Below are 21714 nucleotides of genomic sequence, written 5' to 3' on the forward strand. Positions count from 1 at the left end.
TCAACTTTTTCCCCTGACCTTTTGTGGCCTTAAAAGTTCCAAGATTTTTCTTGCTTTCCGTTTAGCAGAACGCATAATCGCAAACCGTAATAAAAATGATTATCAATTTCCTTCTTAATCAGGGGTTCTTCATGCGTTCGACGCCTTTCAATCCCGGACTGAAACCGACGCTGCTTGCCGTCATGGTCAGCGCCGGTTGTTTGCCAGTGATGGCTGCTACCACCAACACCACCAGTACTCCTTCAACGGCTGCGAAAAATGATCAGCAGACGCTCGTCGTGACCGCCACACCGCAATCGGACTTCAAGCCGGGTGGTAATGATTTAGTGCCAGCATACCTGGATGGTCAGATCGCCCATGGCGGCCGCCTCGGCATGCTCGGTGAGCAGAATGCGATGGATGTGCCGTTCAACGTTATCAGCTTCACCTCGAAGATGATTCAGGACCAACAGGCGAAAACCATCGCGGATGTCGTGCGTAATGACGCCAGCGTGCAGAATGTACAGGGTTATGGTAACTACGCTGAAACCTACCGCATTCGTGGTTTTGAGCTGGACGGTGATGATATGACATACGGTGGCCTGTCAGGCGTTGTGCCGCGTCAGGTCATTGATACGCAACTAATTGATCGTGTTGAAGTATTTAAAGGTGCGAACTCTCTGGTAAACGGTGCGGCGAGTTCGGGTGTGGGCGGGATGATAAACCTCGAACCTAAACACGCTGAAGATACGCCAATGGCACGTGTCGGCCTTGATTACACCTCATCTTCTCAGGTGGGTGGCTCTGTTGATGCGGGCCGTCGTTTTGGTGATAACAACCAGTTTGGTGTGCGCGTCAACGTGCTGGATCGCGAAGGTGATACTGCGGTTCATGGCGCGAAACGCCGTACAACTGCGGCATCAATCGGTCTGGATTACCGTGGCGATCGCCTGCGTACTTCACTGGATGTGGGCTATCAAAAGCAGACATTCCATGGGGACCGCATTGGTATCAACGTCAGTGGGCTGGACTTCATTCCTGCAGCGCCATCTGCCACGCACAACACCAGCCAACCGTGGGTGTATAGCGATATCGAAAGTGAATTCGGTATGGCAAAAGCAGAATATGATTTCACTGATAATTGGACCTGGTACGGTGCAGTTGGTGCGCAGCATTCACATGAGATTGGTTTGTATGCCAGCCCAGTTGTGTCTAATGCCAGCGGTGATGCACAGTACGGTCGTTTAGATACTAACCGAATCAACGATGGCTTCAGCGGCATGACGGGCATTCGCGGTAATTTCTCTACCGGCCCCGTTACCCACAAGGTCAACTTTGGTTACTCAGCAAATATTGCGAGCAACAAAACTGCGTGGCGGTATGGCGGAGCGTCTGTTGATACCAATATTTATGACACGCCGACCACATCCGTTCCAGCAAACACCCTCAGCAGCGGTGATTATCACGACCCTCTGACCACGGGGCGCACCCGTACGCAAGGTTATCTGCTGAGCGATACGCTGGGCTTCTTCGACGACACCTTGCTGTTCACGGCGGGTGCTCGCCACCAGAAAGTAGTCGTGCGCAGCTATGATAACAATACGGGTGCAGAAGATTCAGCCTCTAACTTTGACGCTAGCCGTTGGATGCCGACCTATGGTGTGGTTTACAAACCATGGAAAGAAGTCTCTTTCTATGCAAACCATACCGAAGCGTTGCAACCGGGTACTGCTGCGCCGAACACGGCGACCAACTATGGTAAAACCACTGGCATTGCTCACTCGAAACAAAATGAAGTGGGTGTGAAGGTTGATTTCGATCGCATGGGTGGTGCTCTGTCACTGTTTGATATCCGCAAACCGAATGCCATCACCAATAGCGATGGTTTCTATGCGCTGAATGGTGAGCAGCGCAACCGCGGTGTGGAATTGAACCTGTTTGGTGAACCGGTACTGGGCTTCCGCCTGAATGGTAGTGCAACCTGGCTGGATGCACAGATCACCGAATCGGCGAACGGAAGCTTGAACGGTAAGCAAGCGATTGGTGTGCCGCGCTACTACTTCGTACTGGGCGCAGAATATGACATCAAGCCAGTAGATGGTCTGACAGCAACCGCCTATGTTAACCACTCTGGTTCACAATTTGCCGATGCGCAGAACACCAAGTCACTGGATAGCTACACCACGCTGGATCTGGGCGTGCGTTATCGCACCAAAGTTAACGAGCATGACATGGTATGGCGTGTGGGAGTGGATAACGTCACCAATGAGAAATACTGGGCAAGTGTAGAAAGCTACGGTACTTACATCTATCAGGGCGATCCACGTACGCTGAAAGTCTCTATGAGCTACGATTTCTAATCTGCTCTTAATGGGGTGCGATTGCACCCCATTGTCCTTTCATTCTGAAATAATTCTGTACCTTAAGACGTATTCCATTACACTCAGTACGGCAATCCTGCACGACAAGTATCTCTTTCATTGAGCTAACATGAGTTCACCCGCGCCTCCTGACGATCACGACGAACCCTTACGGCAGTCATTGGACGACGCGCACTTCGCCATTGTGGTACTTGCAGTGACCTCTGTTACCCTTATAATCTTCGTCCTGATGGTGACGTTATGGATGAGCTAAGGTCAGCAACGGTTCAAGGAAGCCTGCAAGGAGATGTCGATGGAAGCCCGAGATGACAAACTGATAGCCATAATTGGCTTGCTCTCTGCCTGTTTAATTGGTGTGGTGTTTCTATTCACCATGACCTGGCTGACCGATGTGCGTCACCCGGCTGATCCCACACTGGATGTCCAAACCTGCCCGCCTAAAACTGTACCTTCACAACACACTTAGATCTGATTACGCCATTTAATCTGCTGGCTGCGTAACTCCAGCGCCAGTGCCTCATGCAATGTTCGATTGCCATTAGGATCGCCAAGACCAAATAGTGCGCCTGGTGAACGGCGATCGTCGGCCCACGCGGGATACTCCACCACCGGGTAAAGGGATATTCCCTCCAGTGCAACGCCTTGCGCCAGCGCCAGCATCGCTTCTTCAGCTACGTGTCGTAACCAGGGCGCGCGTGCCTCACCTTCCGCGCCCGTTTCAGCCAGCAGCAGCGGACGCTGGTAGCGCTGCCAGCATTGCTGAAGTAGCTGATGCAGCGGCTGATAGGCCGCATGTTGTGCGGAGAGCGTATCACCGGATAAAAACCAGTGATTATCCGGGTAGTAGTTCAGGCCAAGAATATCCAAAAAATCCTCGCGTCCGCCCAGCTCAGGCGCATCACGTCCGGCAATCCAGTCCCAGGCTTCAAACTGCGCCTGATTTTGCGCATCAGCGTAGGGCTTACTGTCGGGATTATCGGGATCGGGGGCGATCTGCACCAGCGGGTCGGTGAGCACGAAACGGGCATCAGGATAGATATCACGAATCGCATGCATGGCCGCGATCGTCGCGCGCACCAGTTGGCGCTTGAGTTCGCGTCCGCGTTCGCTGGCGTAGGGGTCGAGCCACGAGACATCGGCTCCTGCCCATGACCAGAACGAGATCTGATTGATAGGGGTAAAGAAGGGATGTTGTACTCCCTCATCTCGCATCAGTCGCGCCATCGCGCGTGCGAAGCGCTCGAAATGATCGACAAAAGAGGTGCGCCAGATATCGAGGTGCTCGGGATAGCCAAAATGCGCCAATTCCCAGATGATTTGCATATCGTGTCGGGCCGCAGCGTGAATCATCGGTAAGAAGCTGCGCCAGTCATATTCATTGGGTGTGGCTTCAATTAAGTGCCAGCGCGCGCCGTCACGCGCAGTGAGTAAACCTTCTTGCGCCAGCGCCGCGTAATCTTTTTCCAGCAGCATGTCATGACCGCTACTGATGACCATATCAATTCGACGCCCTCCACTGCGACAGGCGGTGGAGCAGGGGAAACTGCCCTGGAAGAAACTGCGAAAAAGATGTGGGTGATGGTGTGGGGATTGCTGGGGCATAATCCTCTCCTCACGGTAAACGCCGGATGCAGAACGCAAGCCTAAGTCTAGACTCTAAATTAACGTCGCGTCAGCGAGCCGATACAGAAGCCTCTGATTGGCTTCAGGCGCGGGAATACCAACAATAAAAGATCCAGTGAATTCAGGGATTCGGTATGAGTGAAGCAGCACCTGTGCAACCCACGGCGCCAACAGGCGATGGGTTACGAGAGATTGTTGATGCGCGCTGTGCGCTGCATCCTGATATGAGCGGCATTCATCCACTTAACGATGGACTGGACGCATTCGCCGCACGTTATCTGCTAATGGGCATGGCGCAACAGACTATCGATGTGCAGTACTACATCTGGCACAACGATATGTCAGGGCGTTTGTTGTTCAGCGCCTTGCTGGATGCGGCCGAACGCGGGGTGAAAGTCCGTCTGTTGTTGGATGATAACAACACGCCGGGTCTGGATGACACGCTGGCTGAACTTGACCGTCACCCAAACATTGCCGTGAAATTGTTTAATCCTTTCTCTTTCCGCACGCTAAGGGCGCTTGGCTATCTGACCGATTTCGCGCGCTTAAATCGCCGAATGCACAATAAGAGCCTGACGGTGGATGGCGCTGCAACATTGGTGGGCGGACGTAACATCGGCGATGAATATTTTGGCACGGGTGATGAGCCGCTGTTTACTGACCTGGATGTGCTCGCCATTGGCCCGGTGGTACAGCAAGTCGCGCACGATTTTGAGCGTTATTGGCAGAGCAAAGCGGTATCACCCCTGCGCAGTGTGGTGGATGTATCGGTCGATGCACATCAGACGGTGAGGTTGCCCGCTGAGTGGCAGCAGAGTGAGGCGGTTCAACGCTATCTGGCGCGTCTGGAACACTCTTCTTTTGTCAGCCAAATGGAGCAGGGCTCGATGCAGATGACGTGGGCAGAATCGCGCTTGCTCAGTGACGATCCACGCAAGGGTTTGGGCAAAGCCAAACGTTCAAGTCTCTTACCGCAGCGCATGCTGGAGGTGATCGGCACACCGCAGCGGCAGTTCGACATAATCTCAGCCTACTTTGTGCCGACGCGTGCCGGTGTTGCCCAGTTGGTGGCGCTCAAGCGGCGCGGGGTAAAAATCGCTGTGTTGACGAATTCCCTCGCCGCCAACGACGTTTCAGTGGTGCATGCGGGCTATGCGCGCTGGCGAAAAAAACTACTGCGCCATGGCATCGCTTTGTATGAGATGAAGCCCCAGGACAATGGTCGCGAAGCCCCGCACGACCGAGGCCTCACCGGTAATTCTGGCTCCAGTTTGCATGCCAAAACCTTCACCGTAGACAACCGTAAAGTCTTTATTGGTTCGTTCAATTTTGATCCCCGTTCTGCGGTACTTAATACGGAAATGGGGTTGGTAATTGAAAGTGAAGCGCTGGCTCAGCAAACCCATCAGCGTTTCATTGCCGGGATGCGCGATCGTGCCTGGACGCTGCGTCTGGATAACTGGGGGCGGGTTAACTGGGTCGAGTATGCTGGCGAATCAGGGGAAATTGTGCACAAGCACGAACCCCAGTGTACGGTACTGCAGCGATTGTTGGTGCGGTTGGTGTGGCGTTTGCCGGTGGAATGGCTGTTATAGGAACATGAAGGTAGCGGCACGATGCATTGCGAACTGAAGCGACAGTGTCGCTGACGAATGCGCAATGCATGGCGCCGCTCACCCTTTTAGTCACGTCTTAATGGGTTGTTTACGCTGCGGTTTGCCTGAGAAGAGAAAACGCAGCAGTGGAATGCGCAGATGAATCTCATACAACGCAAAGGCCACGGCGAACACGATTGCCAAACCGACAAAAAAGCCAAGCGTGTCGCTACTGATGTGCGGCATGACATAAATACCGTACAAAATGGTCAGCGGGTGGTGTACCAGATAGATAAACAGTGAAGCATTGACCAGATACATGATGCGTGGCGAGTGGCTATTGAGCAGTTTGTGGCCCACGCTAAAGCACAGATTCAGCATGCAAAGCCCCATCAAGGTCGAAACGATGGCATCGATCTCATACAACCAGCCATCACCGCTGCTGAAGCGCTGATTCAGGGTGTAGGCAGCAAACACCACGATGGCACCAAAGCACATCACCGGGTTGAAGCGCACGAACAACGCTTTCAGCGCCTGATGTTTCCAGGCAAGTGCGCCGAGCATAAAGAATGGCAGGAAGGTGAGGGTTTGCATCACGGCGACGCTAAACAGACCATCCGCAAATACATTGGGTACCGTGTAAAACAGCGCGCGGCGCAACAGGCACCACAACAGTGCATAGGCCATAAAGGCCAAGGTGAGTTTCCCCCAGCCAACCTGCTGATAATCAATGCGGCGCTGTTGTTTACTCAGCCAGCGAAAGGTCAACATACCTAAAGCGGTCAAGATCACTAAGACCAGTAAAAACCACAGGTGAGAAATCAACTCCCACGCCAGAGTGTTGTACTTGTCGTAAAGGGAAAAACGGTTCCAGTCACCCACTTTGTCCGTCAGGTTTTTTAGCATAAAAAACTGCGGCAGGGTGATGAGTGGAATGGCTGTTAGTAAGGGTATCCCGACACGCTCCATGCGCACCTTCAACCAGCGCTGTGGTTGATAACGCAGGTAAAGCATGTAGGAAAAATAACCCGAAATAACGAAGAAGACCTGCATGCGAAAGGCGTGGATAAAATCATTGAACACCGTCAGCCACATAGAGGCTTCCTGGCTGTTCACCGCCCAGCGTTGGGTGGAGTAAATCAAGGAGACGTGGAAAGGTACGCCTAATAACATCAAATATGCTCGAATAGAGTCGAGAAAATATTCACGTTCGGGTTTTGCTGAACTCATAAGCTTCCAATTTGTCAGTTTACCTGCCGGTTTCGCCCTGAAACCAGATTATGCTGGATGAAAATTCTACCTGCTGTAAACAGCGTATACTATCAGGTGATTCTGTATCTTAACCTGAAGGGTTTAATTATCCGAAAAGCACACTTTCAGCTTACAAATCAGCGGAACAATGTTGTGCATATGCTGTCGGAAAACGGAATAATCCTTTAAGATAAATGGGTTTGATTAGAGCGCACGAAAGGGGGGGATGTGCTAAATAAAGTGAATAATAAAGTAGGACTGGTAAAAATGCGGTGGGTTGGCGCGGCAGTTCTGCTGGCGTTGTACGCCAACAATAGTTGGGCGTTCAACATTGATGATGTAGCAAAACAAGCCAAGGCGTTGGCCGGGAAAGGTTACGAAGCGCCGAAGAGCAATTTACCCTCTCAGTTTCGTGATATGAAATTTGCTGACTATCAGCAAATTCAGTTTAACCACGACAAAGCCTACTGGGGCAAACTGCGCACGCCGTTTAAGCTCGAGTTCTACCATCAGGGCATGTATTTCGATACCCCGGTAAAAATTAATGAAGTCACTGCGTCATCGGTACGTGAAATCAAATATAACCCTGACTATTTCAACTTCGGCAATGTAAAACACGATGCTGATGCGGTTAAAAATCTTGGCTTTGCTGGTTTTAAAGTCCTGTATCCGTTAAATAAAAAGGGTAAGGACGACGAGATTGCAAGCTTCCTTGGTGCCAGCTACTTCCGCGTCATTGGTGAAGGGCAGGTCTACGGTCTGTCAGCACGTGGTTTGGCAATCGATACTGCGCTGCCATCCGGTGAAGAGTTCCCGCGCTTTAAAGAGTTCTGGATTGAACGTCCAAAACCGCAAGACAAGCAGCTGGTGATTTATGCCCTGTTGGATTCACCGCGAGCATCAGGTGCCTATCGCTTCATTATCAAACCGGGCAAAGAGTCCACGGTTGATGTGCAGTCAAAAGTTTACCTGCGTGATAACGTCGGCAAATTGGGTGTCGCACCCCTGACCAGTATGTTCCTGTTTGGTGCTAATCAGCCTTCACCTGTGACCAACTTCCGCAATGAATTGCACGACTCCAACGGATTGTCGATTCACGCGGGGAATGGTGAGTGGATCTGGCGTCCGCTGAATAACCCGAAACATTTGGCGGTGAGCACGTTCACCATTGAAAACCCGAAAGGTTTCGGTTTACTGCAACGTGGACGTGATTTCAGCCACTATCAAGATCTTGACGATCGCTATGACCTGCGCCCAAGTGGCTGGGTTGAGCCGCTGGGTGACTGGGGTAAAGGTCGCGTTGAACTGGTAGAGATCCCGACCGCTGATGAAACCAACGACAACATCGTTGCTTTCTGGTCGCCGGAAAAACTGCCAGAACCTGGCAAAGAGATGAACTTCCAGTATCGTCTGCACTTCACACGTGATGAAAACCTGCTGCATCAAGATGATGTGGCATGGGTGAAAAACACACTGCGTTCTGCCGGTGATGTGAAACAGTCCAATCTGGTGCGTCAGCCAGACGGCTCCATTGCCTTCACCATCGACTTCGTGGGTAAAGCCATGAGTAAGTTGCCGGATAACACGCAAGTGGCGCCGCAGGTCAGTGTCGGTAACAACGCCGATGTGGTTGAGCAGAGTGTACGCTACAACCCGGTGACCAAAGGCTGGCGTCTGGTGTTGCGTCTGCGCGTGAAAGATAACAAGCAGCCGACCGAAATGCGTGCGGCGCTGGTGAGCGGCGACAAGACATTGACGGAAACCTGGAGCTATCAGCTACCTGCCAATGAATAATTCGACATTTTTACCTCAATCTTATGTGGAAGCTCTGCCGCTTGATGCGGCAGGGCGAGCTCGCCTGAGTGATTCACTGCAACATGCTCAGGCGTTCCACGCTATTCATTCGTCGCTGGGGCAAGATATCGCTGCCAGCGAGCGCCCGGATGATGCACCGCTGAAATCGGTGTCATCCCGCGTGCAAATGGCTTGGCCAGATTCACTGGCTGAGGGTCAGCAACTCAGTAAAGATTATCTCGACCGCACCACACTGAAGGCGATGCCGAAAGTGAAGCGCTCGCTGATGTTCCCGGAAATCTGGCGCACCAACCCAATTGCGCGCGCCTGGGATTCACTGCGAGGCCAGAAATCCACTCCCCGTTATGCGACGGCGGAAGAGCAAAAGACGGAAGACAAATGGCGTCATGTGGGTTCAATGCGCCGTTATGTGCTGTTGATTCTGACGCTATTGCAGACGGTCATCGCCACCTGGTACATGAAAACCATTCTGCCCTATCAGGGCTGGACGCTGCTCGATCCTATCGAGCTGTTTAACCAGAACTGGTTGCAGTCGGTGGAGCTGATACTGCCGTACATTTTGCAAACCGGGATATTATTCCTGTTTGCGATTCTGTTCTGCTGGGTATCCGCCGGTTTCTGGACCGCATTGATGGGCTTCCTGCAGCTGCTGATTGGGCGGGATAAATACAGCATTTCGTACTCGACTAACGGTGACGAGCCGCTCAATCCTGAGCACCGTACGGCGCTGATCATGCCCATTTGTAATGAAGACGTCGAACGTGTGTTCGCTGGGCTTCGTGCAACTTGGGAATCAGTGAAGCGTACCGGTAATGCAGAGCACTTTGATGTTTATATCCTGAGCGACAGCTACGATGCGGATATCGCTATCGCTGAGCAGAAAGCCTGGATGGAGCTGGTGCGTGATGTCGGCGGTGCAGGTAAGATTTTCTATCGTCGCCGTCGTCGTCGTGTGAAGCGTAAAAGCGGCAACATCGATGACTTCTGCCGTCGCTGGGGGAGCAACTACAGCTATATGGTCGTGCTGGATGCTGACAGCGTGATGAGCGGTGAGTGTCTCACTGGCTTGGTGCGCATGATGGAAGCTAACCCGAACGCCGGTATTATCCAGTCGTCGCCTAAAGCGTCTGGTATGGATACGCTGTATGCCCGCTGCCAGCAGTTCGCCACGCGCGTTTACGGCCCGCTGTTTACCGCCGGTCTGCACTTCTGGCAGTTAGGGGAGTCGCACTACTGGGGGCATAACGCCATCATCCGTGTTCAACCCTTCATTGAGCATTGTGCTTTGGCACCGTTGCCGGGTGAGGGTTCCTTTGCTGGTTCGATCCTGTCGCATGACTTCGTTGAAGCCGCGCTGATGCGTCGTGCTGGCTGGGGTGTCTGGATCGCTTACGACCTGCCTGGCTCCTATGAAGAGCTGCCGCCGAACTTGCTGGATGAGCTGAAGCGTGACCGTCGCTGGTGCCACGGTAACCTGATGAACTTCCGCCTGTTCTTGGTGAAAGGTATGCACCCGGTGCACCGTGCAGTGTTTCTGACAGGCGTAATGTCTTATCTCTCCGCACCGTTGTGGTTTATGTTCCTGGCACTGTCTACTGCTTTGCAGGTGGTGCATACGCTGATGGAACCGACCTACTTCCTGCAACCGCGCCAGTTGTTCCCGGTGTGGCCGCAGTGGCGTCCAGATTTGGCGATTGCGCTGTTCTCTACCACTTTGGTGCTACTGTTCCTGCCGAAGCTGCTGAGCGTGGTGCTGATCTGGTTCAAGGGTGCGAAGTCATATGGGGGGGCGATTCGACTGTTCTGCTCCCTGATTCTGGAAATGCTGTTCTCGGTGCTGCTGGCACCCGTGCGTATGCTGTTCCACACCGTGTTCGTGGTCAGTGCTTTCCTCGGTTGGGAAGTGGTCTGGAATTCGCCGCAGCGTGATGATGATGCCACTCCGTGGAGTGAAGCTTTCCGTCGTCATGGTTCTCAGATGCTGTTAGGTATCGTTTGGGCTGGCGGTATGGGTCTGCTCGATCTGAACTTCCTGTGGTGGCTGTCGCCAATTGTATTCTCACTGATTCTGTCGCCGTTTGTGTCGGTGATGTCGAGCCGCGCGACGATAGGGCAGAAGAGTAAGAACGCGAAGCTGTTCCTGATCCCGGAAGAGTATGACCCGCCGAAGGAACTGATTGATACCGATAACTATCTGCAACTCAACCGCGAGCGTGCGCTGAAGAATGGCTTTATGCATGCGCTGTTCAACCCCGCGTTTAACGCATTAGCGACTGCGATGGCAACGTCACGTCACAAGCAGAGCACCTTGCTTGATCATGCCCGCGATCGTCGCGTCGATCAGGCACTGAGCGATGCACCTGAAAAGCTTAACCGCGAGCAACGCTTGCAGTTGATCAGCGATCCAGTGGTGCTGGCGCGTGTGCATTCACGCCTGTGGGAAAGTGCGGATAAATATCATCAGTGGGTGGAGAGCTATCAAAAGCTGAAACTCAATCCTGAAGCGCTGCCTCAGCGTTAAGATGGAAACAGAAAAGCGGCAGAGATGCCGCTTTTTTATTGCCGTTAGATACGCGAGGAGGGGTTCATAAGGGACATGATAATGGATGCCACTACGCAATCTTTACGCTTCAGGGTGTGGTTATTAGCGTGCGTCAACGGTTAAAATGGCGCCAGTTCATTGTGAGTAAATGTTGTGAATGATTTCCTGAAATTAACCGCGCTCAGCGCCGCCATCCTGCTGCTCAGTGGATGTGGCAGTATCATTAGCCGCACCATTCCTGGTCAGGGCCACGGCAGTCAATATTACCCTGGGGTACAATGGGATGTTCGAGACGGCCCATGGCGCGTATTGACCATTATTGATTTGCCCCTGTCTCTGGTGATGGACACGCTGTTGTTACCGGTCGATGCCCATCACGGTCCCTACGAATAATATTTACGCCCACTTGTCTGAAGGACTGTCGTCATCTTCCCACTCTTCCGCTGCGGCTTCACCTTCTTCGAGGTCGCGTGGGGGTTCCAGCTGGAATTCACCTTCATCCCATTCGTGCAAAGTATTCTCTGCCTGCCACTCTTGACGCAGTTCCACTTCGTCAAAATCACCGTCAAATACGGCCTGTGCCGCTTGGCCGCTGTAGATGGGTAGGCATTCACCCTGATCATCATCACCGGCAAAAAATTCGGCCTGCCACATAGTATCGCCATCCTGCATCACATACTTTTGCAGCGCAAACTGACTGACGCTGGCATCGTCTTCATGAGTATCGGGTTGGCTGGCAAGAAACTCTTCCCGTGCTGCGTCAATGGCTTCTTCAAGGGTGCTGTAGAGGCTCATCATAAACTCCATGTCTGTTTAAAGGGGATTTCTCAGAAGGATAGACGAAAATTGGCGGAGTGCAGGGCAGGATGGAAATAACGGCGGGCGATTGAGTGATTCTCAATCGCCCGGTCCGTTTAGATCATCTTTTGCGGGAAATGCAGTACAGGACGTACAGACTCGCGAATAATAGGGGCAGAATAACGGATGCAGCATTTAATACAGGGTTTCACCTTTTTGAAATTAATTCGCGCGGTCGATAAGGCCTGATTTAAATTATAGAGTGTACCGATAAATACCATGTCCTCCTTTACAGGTAGACGCTTACACTCTTTCCGATGCAAGAGGTGATATCCCTCCGGATCAGTACTGATCGTTACATAGTAATAGATGCCTTTATTCATATTATAAGTTCCTGCGATATATATGCTGTGTGTAATCTTTTTATATTTTTAGAAGGGCAGTTATTGAACTAACTGTCACGGTTGAAACTAACTGGAATCGATTTCGCGAACAAATTCCAGAATGGTATAACGATATTGCTAATGTGATAGAAAAAGCATATAGGTCTAAACACCTAAGACAAAACCTTGTTAAGTAAGTTAATTTTATTGGATTGATAAGCGAAGCCGAAGCATTCAGCAATATTAAATAGGAATAGGCCTGGAATTACTTAAAATCAGATCCGCGCAGGTGTATTTCAATCGGTAAACGAGTCTGATGAGGTAAGATAAGAATTCAACAAGATGCGCCATTCGTTATTCACATTTTGTTAACAAGGGTTAAGATTCTGCACGCCTATTAATGTTTTAAGATGAGTTTTGAAGTTTACATTGGATCTGTCTGAAGCAGGGGCCTGAATTCAGGCTGGTCCAGTTTTAACAAATTTTGCCGGATATCATCGCGGCCTAAGCCAAATTAGGTTGGGAGTAAATGGAGCACATAACGTGCTCCAGGTCACATTAATAAAGGGAAGGTTGACCTTCGGGGCGAGTTTTAAAACGGCGGTGCAGCCACATGTACTGTTCTGGCGCCAGCAGTACGGACTCTTCTACGACTTTGTTCATCACGATGGCCGTATCAAGTTCATTCTCCAGAGAAAATTTATCGCGAATGTCGGGCATCATCTTTAATTCATAGCCGCGGGCATGAGGCAAACGACGTGCGAGAAATGGGATCACACTGGGGTTACCCAGGCGAATGAGCATATGGGTTCCGGTGGTGGTCGCTGCATCGGGTACGGCAAAGAAGGGTGCGAAGACACTGCTGCGTGGGCCGTAATCATGGTCCGGTGCGTACCAGATAATATCGTTATTCTTCATGGCACGAATCATGCCCTTAAGGTCTTTGCGATCGAGCATGCTTTTATTGGAGCGCATTCTTCCCCAGGTCTGTAGCCAGTCAATCAGCTTGTTATCATTAGGACGATAAACACCGATACCTGGATTGTGCATGCCAAACACGCGTGCTCCCAACTCGAGGGTCAGAAAATGCATGCCAATCAAAAGAATGCCACGTTTCTCAGCCAGCGCATTGGCAACGTGTTCAAGCCCGGTAGTGGCTACCCATTTTTGAATGCGCCAGTCCGGCCAGAACCATGCCATACCGGTCTCGATCAGCCCCATGCCGACTGACTCAAAATTATGCTTCACCATTGCCTCACGTTCGCTGGTGGGCATATCCGGAAAACACAACTCCAGATTACGTTCCGCAACCTCAACACGACGTTTCAAGAAGCGCATTGCAATACGACCTAAGCCGCAGCCAATTGCGTGTAACACCGGGTAGGGGAGTAATACCAGCAGGTAGAGAAAACCGATGCCAATCCAGGTTAACCAATAGCGTGGATGAAGAAGCTCACGAGAAAGTTGGGGAAGTTGAGTCATTGAAATGTCAGTATCCTGCGTCTTGTGCCAGAGAGTCCGGTTTCTGTTATTTGCCGCGATTATGCCATTTTTTCTCGCTGACTGAAATCAAGCATAGCTTGCCCCCTGGCTGTCGGCGGCAGCTTTACGCATTAAAATGCAATAGCGAAAGAGAAATGCGCCTGAAATCACGACCTGGAGGATAATGGCACCAAAGGCTTTGCTTCAGGGTGAATTCAGGTATCATGTGCGCGCTAAATTTCTCTGATTGCTAACAGGAAGAACACCATGCCAGTGTTACACAACCTTGTTTCCAATAAAGAGCTGAAAGAACGTATGCTGGCGGAAACTGAGCCGCGTACCACAGTCTCTTTTTATAAATATTTCCAGATCGCCGACCCTAAAGCCTTCCGCGACGCCCTGTATATTGAGCTGACTAAGCTTAAAGTGTTTGGCCGCGTGTATGTTGCTCATGAAGGGATTAACGCACAAATCAGTGTTCCAGCCAGCCAATATGAAAGCATGAAGGCTGCACTGTATGCCTTTGAACCCGCGTTCAACCAGCTGCGCATGAACATTGCGCTGGACGATGACGGTAAATCATTCTGGGTATTGCGTCTCAAAGTCCGCGAACGCATTGTGGCTGACGGGATTGAAGACAATAGCTTTGATGCCAGTGATGTGGGCGCCTATTTAAAAGCAGCGGACGTTAATGCGTTGCTGGACGATCCCGAGGTGGTTTTCGTCGATATGCGTAACCACTACGAATTTGAAGTGGGGCACTTCGACAATGCGATTGAAGTTCCTGCAGATACGTTCCGCGATCAGCTGCCTATGGCTGTGGATATGTTGCAGGAGCAGAAAGATAAAAAAATTGTCATGTACTGTACCGGCGGCATTCGCTGTGAAAAAGCCAGTGCATGGATGAAACACAACGGTTTTAGCGATGTTTCTCACATTGAAGGCGGGATTATTGAATATACCCGCCGTGCTCGTGAACAGGGATTACCTGTACGCTTTAAAGGCAAAAACTTTGTCTTTGATGAACGTATGGGAGAGCGTATTTCCGACGATATCCTTTCCAGCTGTCATCAGTGTGGCGTCCCCTGCGACAGCCATACCAACTGCGTTAATGATGGATGCCATCTGTTATTCATTCAGTGCCCTAGCTGCGCGGAGAAGTACCAAAACTGCTGCAGCCCGATTTGCATGGAAGAGTCAAAGCTGGAGCCAGAAGAACAGCGCGCACGCCGTGCGGGCCGTGAAAATGGCAATAAAGTGTTCAATAAATCTCGCGGATTATTGAATATGACCATGGCGATCCCTGCGCCAGACAAGAAGTAATCGATGTTCAGCCTGAAGTCACTCGACTTCAGGCTGCTTGCGTTTTATTGACGTACACCTTCCACCGATATAATCAGTTCTGCAGTTTGCGAAGCCGGCCCTAAATCTTTGCTGATATTGAATTCTTTCAGCACGATGTTGCCACTCGCCTCAAAGCCTGCACGATAACCTCCCCACGGATCTTTGCCTTCACCCATTAATTTGGCATCCAGCGTAATCGGTTTAGTCACACCGTTGAGCGTCAGATCGCCGGTAATCTTGTAGTCCTTGCCTTCTTTTTTTACTGCGGTGGAAGTAAAGGTGGCTTGCGGGAATTTGGCGCTATTCAGGAAGTCAGCGCTACGAATATGCTTGTCTCGCTCTGCATGGTTAGTATCGAGACTGGCAGTATTCAGGGTTACACTCACTTTATCCGCAGCGGGATTGGCCTCATCAAAGGTGAAAGTACCGTCAAAGTCTTTGAAGGTGCCGTATAACCAGCTGTAGCCTAAATGCTGGATGCGGAACTGCACAAAGGCGTGTTGGCCTTCTTTATCAAACTTATAGTCAGCGGCGTTGGCCATCAAGCTGGCGCTGAGCACGCTGACGGCGCCGAGTGCCAGTAGGGTTTTCTTTAACATATTACTATTCCTTTTCAGAGGTTAACGGGATGCGGTAACCCAACATCCTTTTCAATGTCACATCACGATCAACAAAATGGTGTTTCAACGCGGCGAGCGCATGCAGAGCCGAAAGCAGCACCAACCCCCAAGCCAGCCATAAATGAATGTCACCCGCCAGGTCGGCTTGCATACCTGCACCACTGAACAAAGCGGGCACGCTGAACCAACCGAAAACTGAGATAGGTTTACCATCGGCGGTGGAGATCAGATAACCACTCAACAGCAAAATCAGTAGCAGGCCATACAGTAGCCAGTGTGCTGCAGAGGCGGAGCGACGAACCTGAGGTGAGTAATGTGCCAGTGGAGCAGGCGGCGGTGAGACCACGCGCCAACTCAGCCGCAACAGTAACGTGGCAAATAATAAGATACCGATGCCTTTATGTATTTCCGGCGCACTGCGATACCAGCCATCATAATAACCCAAGCCCACCATCCATAAACCCAACGCAAACATGCCGTAAATGGCCAGCGCCATCAGCCAATGCAATAAAAGGGATAAGAGCCCGAAGTGTTGAGTGGAATTACGCCACATGATTGTTGACCGGAAAATGAAATAAGTAGTAATGAGCATCCACATTTTGAAATGTGAAAGCAATCAGGCTTACTTTTCTATAACTTTTAAAAAGTCATTCGTAATAAATGGGTAATTATTCCAATGTTGATCAAGATTATTGAATGCAGAGGACGGTTAGCGGGAAAAGATATGAATAAAAAATCAATTGCTACACCAAATGCGGCAATGGCTGTTTTAAAAATTAATGAAAGATAAATTAACGTCAATTTATGTCAACCATGCTGGCGCGGCAGTGCGCCAGCACGGTGATATTATTCAAGCAAAGCGTGCCAGGGAGAATGGCGTGAGATCGAATGAGAAAGGTTTGTCCTGAGCGAATTCGCTGGCGAGTTCACCGAGCACGCTGGCAAATTTGAATCCGTGGCCGCTTAAGCCAGTGATGATCAAACGATTTGGCTCACCCGGTAGCGTATCAATAATGAAATCTTCATCAGGCGTATTGTCGTAGCTACAAGCTTCACCGTGCAAACATACTCCGACGCCCGGCAGGAACTGGCGCAGGAAACTGAATGCCTCATTGCCATCTGCCGCTATGCTGCCAAAAGGTTTACGATCTTCAGGTTTCTGCATCAGCTGGCCGCCATCATGGCGTCCTACTTTTAATGCATTGTTATCCGCTGGGAAGCCATAAAAATGCGTGCCATCCGGCATCTCCACGGTAAACCCTGGAAATTGATTATTTTCACTGTAACGTCCGTCAGCCTGATACCAGGCAAACACCTTACGTACTGGGCTGACAGGCAGGTCTTGCACCAGTTGACTGACCCAGGTTCCCGCGCTGACCAGTAGCTTACGCGCGCGGAACACGCCATCGCGCGTAGTGACTTGCTGCAGGTCGCCGTCGCGGCTTATTTCACTCACAGGGCAATTAAACAGCTGCGCACAGCCAGCTTGTTCAGCCAACTTTATCCAGCTACGTACCGCTTGCTCACACTTAAGGAAACCGGAGTTAGGCTCAAATACACCAATGTATCCATCTGGCACTTCGATTTGTGGCCAGCGCTTACGCACCTCGTCCGCCTGTAACACTTTCACATCCAGCTTGAAGGCTTTTGCACTGTCGATGACATTCTGAATAAAGGTTGAAGTCAGTGGCGCGAGGTTGAGGATACCGCTGCGGTGCATAATACGCTCGCCGCCTTGGCGTTCCAGCTCATCCCATAAGGTTTGTGCACGCAGCACCAGTGGCACATAGCGTTCACCTTCGCCGTAAGCGTGGCGGATGAGGCGCGTTTCACCATGATGTGTGCCCTGGCTGTGTGGGGGATGGGCGCTATCAATCATCAATACCGATAAGCCCGCTTGGGTCGCATAAAAACCGGCGGCTGCGCCAACCGATCCGCTGCCCACCACAATCAGATCATAAACCATAACCACATCACTCCTGCACACGGCGAATTTTTTCAACAGCATACCAAAAGAGAGCGCCCATGAAAAAGGCACCCGATTGGGTGCCCTTTCACGCGAAGATAAGAATTAATGCTTTTGATTGTCGCGTAGGTATTGCTCTGTGGACTCTATCTTTGCAATGCCAGCTTCGAGTATCGAGATGAACTGCCTGGCTACATCGGTAGTCAGCCAGTAGGTGGGGCCTACGTCAGCTTCTTCTTCTTTCTGATCCTGCGATGATAGCGAGTGCAGGCGGATCATCATGGCGTCATAACTGTCTACGGTGCTGATGTCCCATCCAACCAACGGATGCGTCTGGATGACGTCTTTATTTCTGTCCATTATAACCTCCATATTACTCGTTAAACGAAGTGCTTCTTGAGGTTCAATGCGGCTTTTCTTGCACTAGCGGAACAATTATAACATGAAACAGGCGGTACAATAGTTTAAAAGTGGGTGTTATAAAACAGTTCTAAAATAAATGCGTTTCAAATGCTATTTTTGTCGAATAATAGCATGCCCGATGCACTGGGCATTTATTGGATAATCTACAGAACTTCTACAACAGCGTTATCGGCGCTCATCATGTGAAACTTTACAGCGCGTGATGGGTATAAAACGCTACCCACTCAGGCGTGAGGATCGGCGGGTAACAGGCCATTACGCTTCTGAATCTCTTCGGCCAACCGGGTAAAATGTTGCTGTAACTGTGCGTCGTGGTTCTGGTTTTGCGCTTCAAGTGACAAGTTATGCACCAGCAGTTGGCTGGCACGATCGTCAAGACAGAACGTTAAACTGGCAAAAGCATTTTCCAGTACGGTCAAGCGGCGTTGCTGTTCGGCAATTAATGCCAGTAACTCACCAAACGTCATCGCCTCTTCTGGTTTTTCAGTAGTCATGTAAAACACCTCCTGTCAGCATGACGAGGCAAGAATAGGGGATCGTTTAATCAGAGTCTAGATGCAGCAACTTTATCTGGCGAGGGGGAAATAAAAACAAAAAAGCCGGGTGGCGAAACCCGGCGAAAACGGCACAGTGGCAGTTAATCAGTAATAAACCAGTCGTCTGCACTTTCCCACGTTTCTTGTAAAATATCGCTGATGCGCTCGCGCGTCTCTTTACCGCCGCCGAATACGCTGAGCTGATTACCGCCCGCATAACGGACTTTGACATGGTGATCGTCATCAGAGAATTCAAGAGAAATACGGCGGGTCAGTTCGGCACTCAGTGCGTCTAACGCACCTGCAGGAAGGGGCTGGGTTTTCGCTACGGTAATTTCAACACGCATAAGAGCCTCCGGAATAATATACTGTTTATTTGTACAGTATAGTTATCCCAAAGGCAAGTAGCGCAAAATTATTCTTTGATACGCCAGTTCAGCGTTTCACCTGCAAGGAAAGGCACCAACGTGTCATCGGCGACCTTGATGGTCTCTTGCACCGTCCATGGATCACGAACTAACGTCAGCGTGCCCTCGTTGAGCGGCAGCCCATAGAAATTAGGTCCGTTCTCTGAACAGAACGCTTCGAAGTGCTCGAGTGCTTGCAAATCTTCGAATACGGTGGCGTAAGCCGGTAGCGAGGTGGGTGCATTAAAGACACCAGCACAACCACAGCTGGCTTCTTTCAGATGGCGCAGGTGCGGCGCAGTGTCAGTGCCGAGGAATACGCGACGATTGCCACTGGCGACCAATTTACGCAGTGCCTCCTGATGAATATTGCGCTTCAGAATGGGCAGGCAATAAAGATGAGGACGCACGCCGCCCACTAGCATGTGGTTACGGTTAAACATCAGATGCTGAGGCGTAATCGTTGCCCCTAACAGATCGTTGCCGGCCGCGACGTATTCCGCTGCTTCTTTGGTGGTGATGTGTTCCATGACCACTTTCAGGCCTGGGAACTGCTGGCGTAGCGGCTCCAGCACGGTTTCAATAAAACGCGCTTCACGATCAAAAATATCGATATGCGAATCGGTCACTTCACCATGAACCAGCATTGGCATACCGATCTGCTGCATCCGATCCAGCACACTGGCGATGGAAGCGATATTGGTGACACCGTGGCTCGAATTCGTGGTGGCATGTGCGGGATAGAGTTTAGCGGCGGTGAACGTCCCGCTACGGAAGCCGCGTTCGATCTCATCGGGATCCAATGAATCGGTGAGATAGCAGGTCATCAACGGCGTAAAGGCGTGCTCAGCGGGCAGCGCGGCCATAATGCGTTCGCGATAAGCTATCGCGGCATCGACGCTGGTCACCGGTGGAACCAGGTTTGGCATGACAATCGCACGTGCATTCACTGCGCTGGTATAAGGCAATACGGCATTGAGCATCGCGCCATCGCGCAGATGGATATGCCAGTCGTCAGGGCGGCGAATCGTGATTTGCTGAGGTTGGGCTGTCATTCAAAAGGCTCCGGCTAAGAAAAAACGAAAGGGCACGTTTAGGCCGGGGAGTAATCATAAGGGTGTGAGCAACCGTTTGCACGGGATTTTATTCGGGTAAATGAAAACCGCACCCGAAGGTGCGGTTGCAGAGGTTAATCCGTAAACGGAATCACCAGTTCTCCTGGCTTGACCTCAATGCCTTTAGCAAATTTCTTCGCCAGCGCTTCCCCTTTGCTCCGGTCTTCACTGAGCACATAAGCGGGTTTCTCGTTGAAGTAGCGCTTCAACGACTCATTCAAATAGGGTGTCAGCGTTTTCATGATGGATGCCATCTTCTCTGGCTGTACTTGCGCATCAACAATCTCTATATCATGCAGATAAATAGCACCTTCTTGCGCATTGAAAACGGGTTGTGCTTTCATCTTCAATTGCATTTCAGCCTGCTGCGGACCGAACAGGGAACTGACATTGATGTTAGCTTTGCCAGACAGGGTAATCTTGCCGGGTTCTTCGCGGCCAATTTGGCTGTTCAGATCGCTCAGCACAATATGTGCATTGACCAACCCGGAAACACCGATGTCTTTTTCGAAGTTATTGCGCTTCTGCAGCGCCTGATTCACTTCCTGCTCGCTGATGGTGTACTGCGTCAATTGGTTACAGCCGCTCAACATCACGCTAAAAACAGGGCTAGCAGCCCAGACATCGCCTTTTTCATATTTCCTCATCCTGAACGATACGGCAAAACAGGCATAGCGTGCCTGAAAGCGTGCCAGGTGTCACCAGGAGAGGGATGAGAAACGCCGCAGCGTTTCTCAGGACACAGCACTATGCTGCGATGGAAGAGAGCAGATTGACTTGCGTTTGTTTCGCCATATTGTCTCGATAATCGGCAACGCGACTCGGCCAATCAATACCGGCTACCAGCGTGAGCGAGCGCAGTAAAGGAAACAAATTAATATCATCTTCTGACAGTTCACCGTTCACCGCATTGGGTTTGACGATGAGCTTGTCGAGTTGGCGCAGGTCATCACTGATATTTTTAATCAGTCCCGGTGCGTGTTTACGCAGCTCGGTGAAATCGCCGAGGCTGGCCTGTTTTTTTTCGCGGAAGTAGTTGCGTGCTTCCGGTGTGGCAAACTCGGCAAACGAAGCTTCCGCGATGCGTGGGATCAGTAGCTTATTAATATAACCGTTCACGCGCCGCAACCATTCGCTGATGGCAGGGTTGTTTTTGCCATTGAGCAAGGGTTCGCGATCTTGTTTATCCACTAACCGGACAATATCCATGCTCTCTGGCATGGCGCTACCATCGGCTTTTTGCAGAATGGGCGCCATTTTCTGACCAATGAGTTTTTTGGGCATTTGCTCATCGTCATTGAGCATAACAATCAATTCAACTGGCAGATTTTTTAACCCGAAAATCATGCGCGCTTTGACGCAGAAAGGGCAGTGATCGTAGATGTAAAGTTTCATCCCGCTTCTCCTTTGATGCAAAGGGTGACAGCGGTCACCCTTTTTCCGGACGTGCGGGA

21 protein-coding genes and 1 pseudogene are annotated in these 21714 nt (G+C 50.9%); 8 read left to right on the forward strand and 14 right to left on the reverse strand.

Annotation, left to right across the window (positions count from 1 at the left end):
• Positions 1-131 precede the first annotated feature (131 nt).
• The 3 genes from HA51_RS14275 (at position 132) to HA51_RS27220 (ending at position 2826) form a co-directional block, all read left to right on the forward strand.
• On the forward strand, positions 132-2339 hold the full coding sequence (locus HA51_RS14275) for a TonB-dependent receptor (RefSeq protein WP_084935267.1): 2208 nt from the start codon (positions 132-134) through the stop codon (positions 2337-2339).
• 130 nt (positions 2340-2469) lie between these two features.
• Complete coding sequence (locus HA51_RS27215) at positions 2470-2613, forward strand: hypothetical protein (RefSeq protein WP_166931877.1); 144 nt, start codon at positions 2470-2472, stop codon at positions 2611-2613.
• A gap of 39 nt (positions 2614-2652) precedes the next feature.
• Positions 2653-2826 (forward strand): hypothetical protein, encoded by a 174-nt coding sequence (locus HA51_RS27220; RefSeq protein WP_167135866.1) that lies wholly within the window; start codon positions 2653-2655, stop codon positions 2824-2826.
• Here the strand turns inward: HA51_RS27220 and HA51_RS14280 are convergent.
• On the reverse strand, positions 2823-3962 hold the full coding sequence (locus HA51_RS14280) for a glycoside hydrolase family protein (RefSeq protein ID WP_084935268.1): 1140 nt from the start codon (positions 3960-3962) through the stop codon (positions 2823-2825). The two genes, HA51_RS27220 and HA51_RS14280, sit on opposite strands and share 4 nt — an antisense overlap.
• Positions 3963-4117: 155 nt before the next feature.
• On the opposite strand from HA51_RS14280, the gene HA51_RS14285 reads away from it, so the two are divergent.
• Entirely contained in the window at positions 4118-5578 is a 1461-nt protein-coding gene (locus HA51_RS14285) for a phospholipase D family protein (RefSeq protein ID WP_084935269.1), read from the forward strand.
• 90 nt (positions 5579-5668) lie between these two features.
• Here HA51_RS14285 and mdoC read toward each other — a convergent pair whose 3' ends face one another.
• On the reverse strand, positions 5669-6808 hold the full coding sequence (mdoC, locus tag HA51_RS14290) for a glucans biosynthesis protein MdoC (RefSeq protein WP_084935270.1): 1140 nt from the start codon (positions 6806-6808) through the stop codon (positions 5669-5671).
• A gap of 279 nt (positions 6809-7087) precedes the next feature.
• Between mdoC and HA51_RS14295 the strand changes: the two genes are divergently transcribed.
• The 3 genes from HA51_RS14295 (at position 7088) to HA51_RS14305 (ending at position 11579) form a co-directional block, all read left to right on the forward strand.
• Positions 7088-8623: a glucan biosynthesis protein G gene (locus HA51_RS14295; RefSeq protein WP_211282946.1), complete on the forward strand. Its 1536-nt coding sequence runs from the start codon at positions 7088-7090 to the stop codon at positions 8621-8623.
• Complete coding sequence (gene mdoH / locus HA51_RS14300; RefSeq protein ID WP_084935272.1) at positions 8616-11165, forward strand: glucans biosynthesis glucosyltransferase MdoH; 2550 nt, start codon at positions 8616-8618, stop codon at positions 11163-11165. Before HA51_RS14295 ends, mdoH begins: the two co-directional genes overlap by 8 nt.
• 174 nt (positions 11166-11339) lie before the next feature.
• Positions 11340-11579 (forward strand): YceK/YidQ family lipoprotein, encoded by a 240-nt coding sequence (locus HA51_RS14305; protein WP_084935273.1) that lies wholly within the window; start codon positions 11340-11342, stop codon positions 11577-11579.
• A gap of 3 nt (positions 11580-11582) precedes the next feature.
• Here HA51_RS14305 and HA51_RS14310 read toward each other — a convergent pair whose 3' ends face one another.
• From HA51_RS14310 to HA51_RS14320, 3 genes are all read right to left on the reverse strand, one after another.
• Positions 11583-11981 (reverse strand): MysB family protein, encoded by a 399-nt coding sequence (locus HA51_RS14310; protein WP_084935274.1) that lies wholly within the window; start codon positions 11979-11981, stop codon positions 11583-11585.
• A 119-nt stretch (positions 11982-12100) separates the two neighbouring features.
• Complete coding sequence (locus HA51_RS27545; protein ID WP_084935275.1) at positions 12101-12367, reverse strand: hypothetical protein; 267 nt, start codon at positions 12365-12367, stop codon at positions 12101-12103.
• Between the two features lie 558 nt (positions 12368-12925).
• Positions 12926-13849, reverse strand: a complete 924-nt coding sequence (locus HA51_RS14320) for a Kdo(2)-lipid IV(A) acyltransferase (protein WP_084935276.1) — start codon at positions 13847-13849, stop codon at positions 12926-12928.
• 267 nt (positions 13850-14116) lie between these two features.
• Between HA51_RS14320 and trhO the strand changes: the two genes are divergently transcribed.
• Complete coding sequence (gene trhO / locus HA51_RS14325) at positions 14117-15172, forward strand: oxygen-dependent tRNA uridine(34) hydroxylase TrhO (protein ID WP_084935277.1); 1056 nt, start codon at positions 14117-14119, stop codon at positions 15170-15172.
• A gap of 44 nt (positions 15173-15216) precedes the next feature.
• Here the strand turns inward: trhO and HA51_RS14330 are convergent, their stop codons facing one another.
• The 9 genes and pseudogenes from HA51_RS14330 to grxB form a co-directional block, all read right to left on the reverse strand.
• Positions 15217-15792, reverse strand: a complete 576-nt coding sequence (locus HA51_RS14330) for a YceI family protein (protein ID WP_084935278.1) — start codon at positions 15790-15792, stop codon at positions 15217-15219.
• 4 nt (positions 15793-15796) lie between these two features.
• Entirely contained in the window at positions 15797-16366 is a 570-nt protein-coding gene (locus HA51_RS14335) for a cytochrome b (RefSeq protein ID WP_084935279.1), read from the reverse strand.
• A 297-nt stretch (positions 16367-16663) separates the two neighbouring features.
• Positions 16664-17779, reverse strand: coding sequence for an N-methyl-L-tryptophan oxidase (solA, locus tag HA51_RS14340; protein ID WP_084935280.1), 1116 nt, complete (start codon positions 17777-17779; stop codon positions 16664-16666).
• Positions 17780-17884: 105 nt separating this feature from the next.
• Positions 17885-18139 carry a biofilm formation regulator BssS gene (gene bssS, locus HA51_RS14345; RefSeq protein ID WP_013508627.1) on the reverse strand — a complete coding sequence of 85 codons (255 nt, stop codon included), beginning with the start codon at positions 18137-18139 and terminating at the stop codon, positions 17885-17887.
• Positions 18140-18426: 287 nt separating this feature from the next.
• The gene (locus HA51_RS14350) at positions 18427-18696 is read right to left on the reverse strand and encodes a hypothetical protein (protein ID WP_084935281.1); all 270 of its coding nucleotides are present in this window, start codon (positions 18694-18696) and stop codon (positions 18427-18429) included.
• Positions 18697-18839: 143 nt separating this feature from the next.
• Positions 18840-19085: a DNA damage-inducible protein I gene (gene dinI / locus HA51_RS14355; RefSeq protein ID WP_084935282.1), complete on the reverse strand. Its 246-nt coding sequence runs from the start codon at positions 19083-19085 to the stop codon at positions 18840-18842.
• A 68-nt stretch (positions 19086-19153) separates the two neighbouring features.
• Positions 19154-20200, reverse strand: coding sequence for a dihydroorotase (gene pyrC, locus HA51_RS14360; RefSeq protein ID WP_084935283.1), 1047 nt, complete (start codon positions 20198-20200; stop codon positions 19154-19156).
• Positions 20201-20334: 134 nt separating this feature from the next.
• Positions 20335-20897 (reverse strand): annotated as a pseudogene (locus HA51_RS14365) (lipoprotein).
• Between the two features lie 110 nt (positions 20898-21007).
• Positions 21008-21655: a glutaredoxin 2 gene (gene grxB / locus HA51_RS14370; RefSeq protein WP_084935284.1), complete on the reverse strand. Its 648-nt coding sequence runs from the start codon at positions 21653-21655 to the stop codon at positions 21008-21010.
• Positions 21656-21714: the final 59 nt, after the last annotated feature.

The sequence above is a fragment of the Pantoea rwandensis genome, from assembly GCF_002095475.1.
In the GTDB taxonomy this organism is placed as follows: Bacteria; Pseudomonadota; Gammaproteobacteria; order Enterobacterales; family Enterobacteriaceae; genus Pantoea; species Pantoea rwandensis.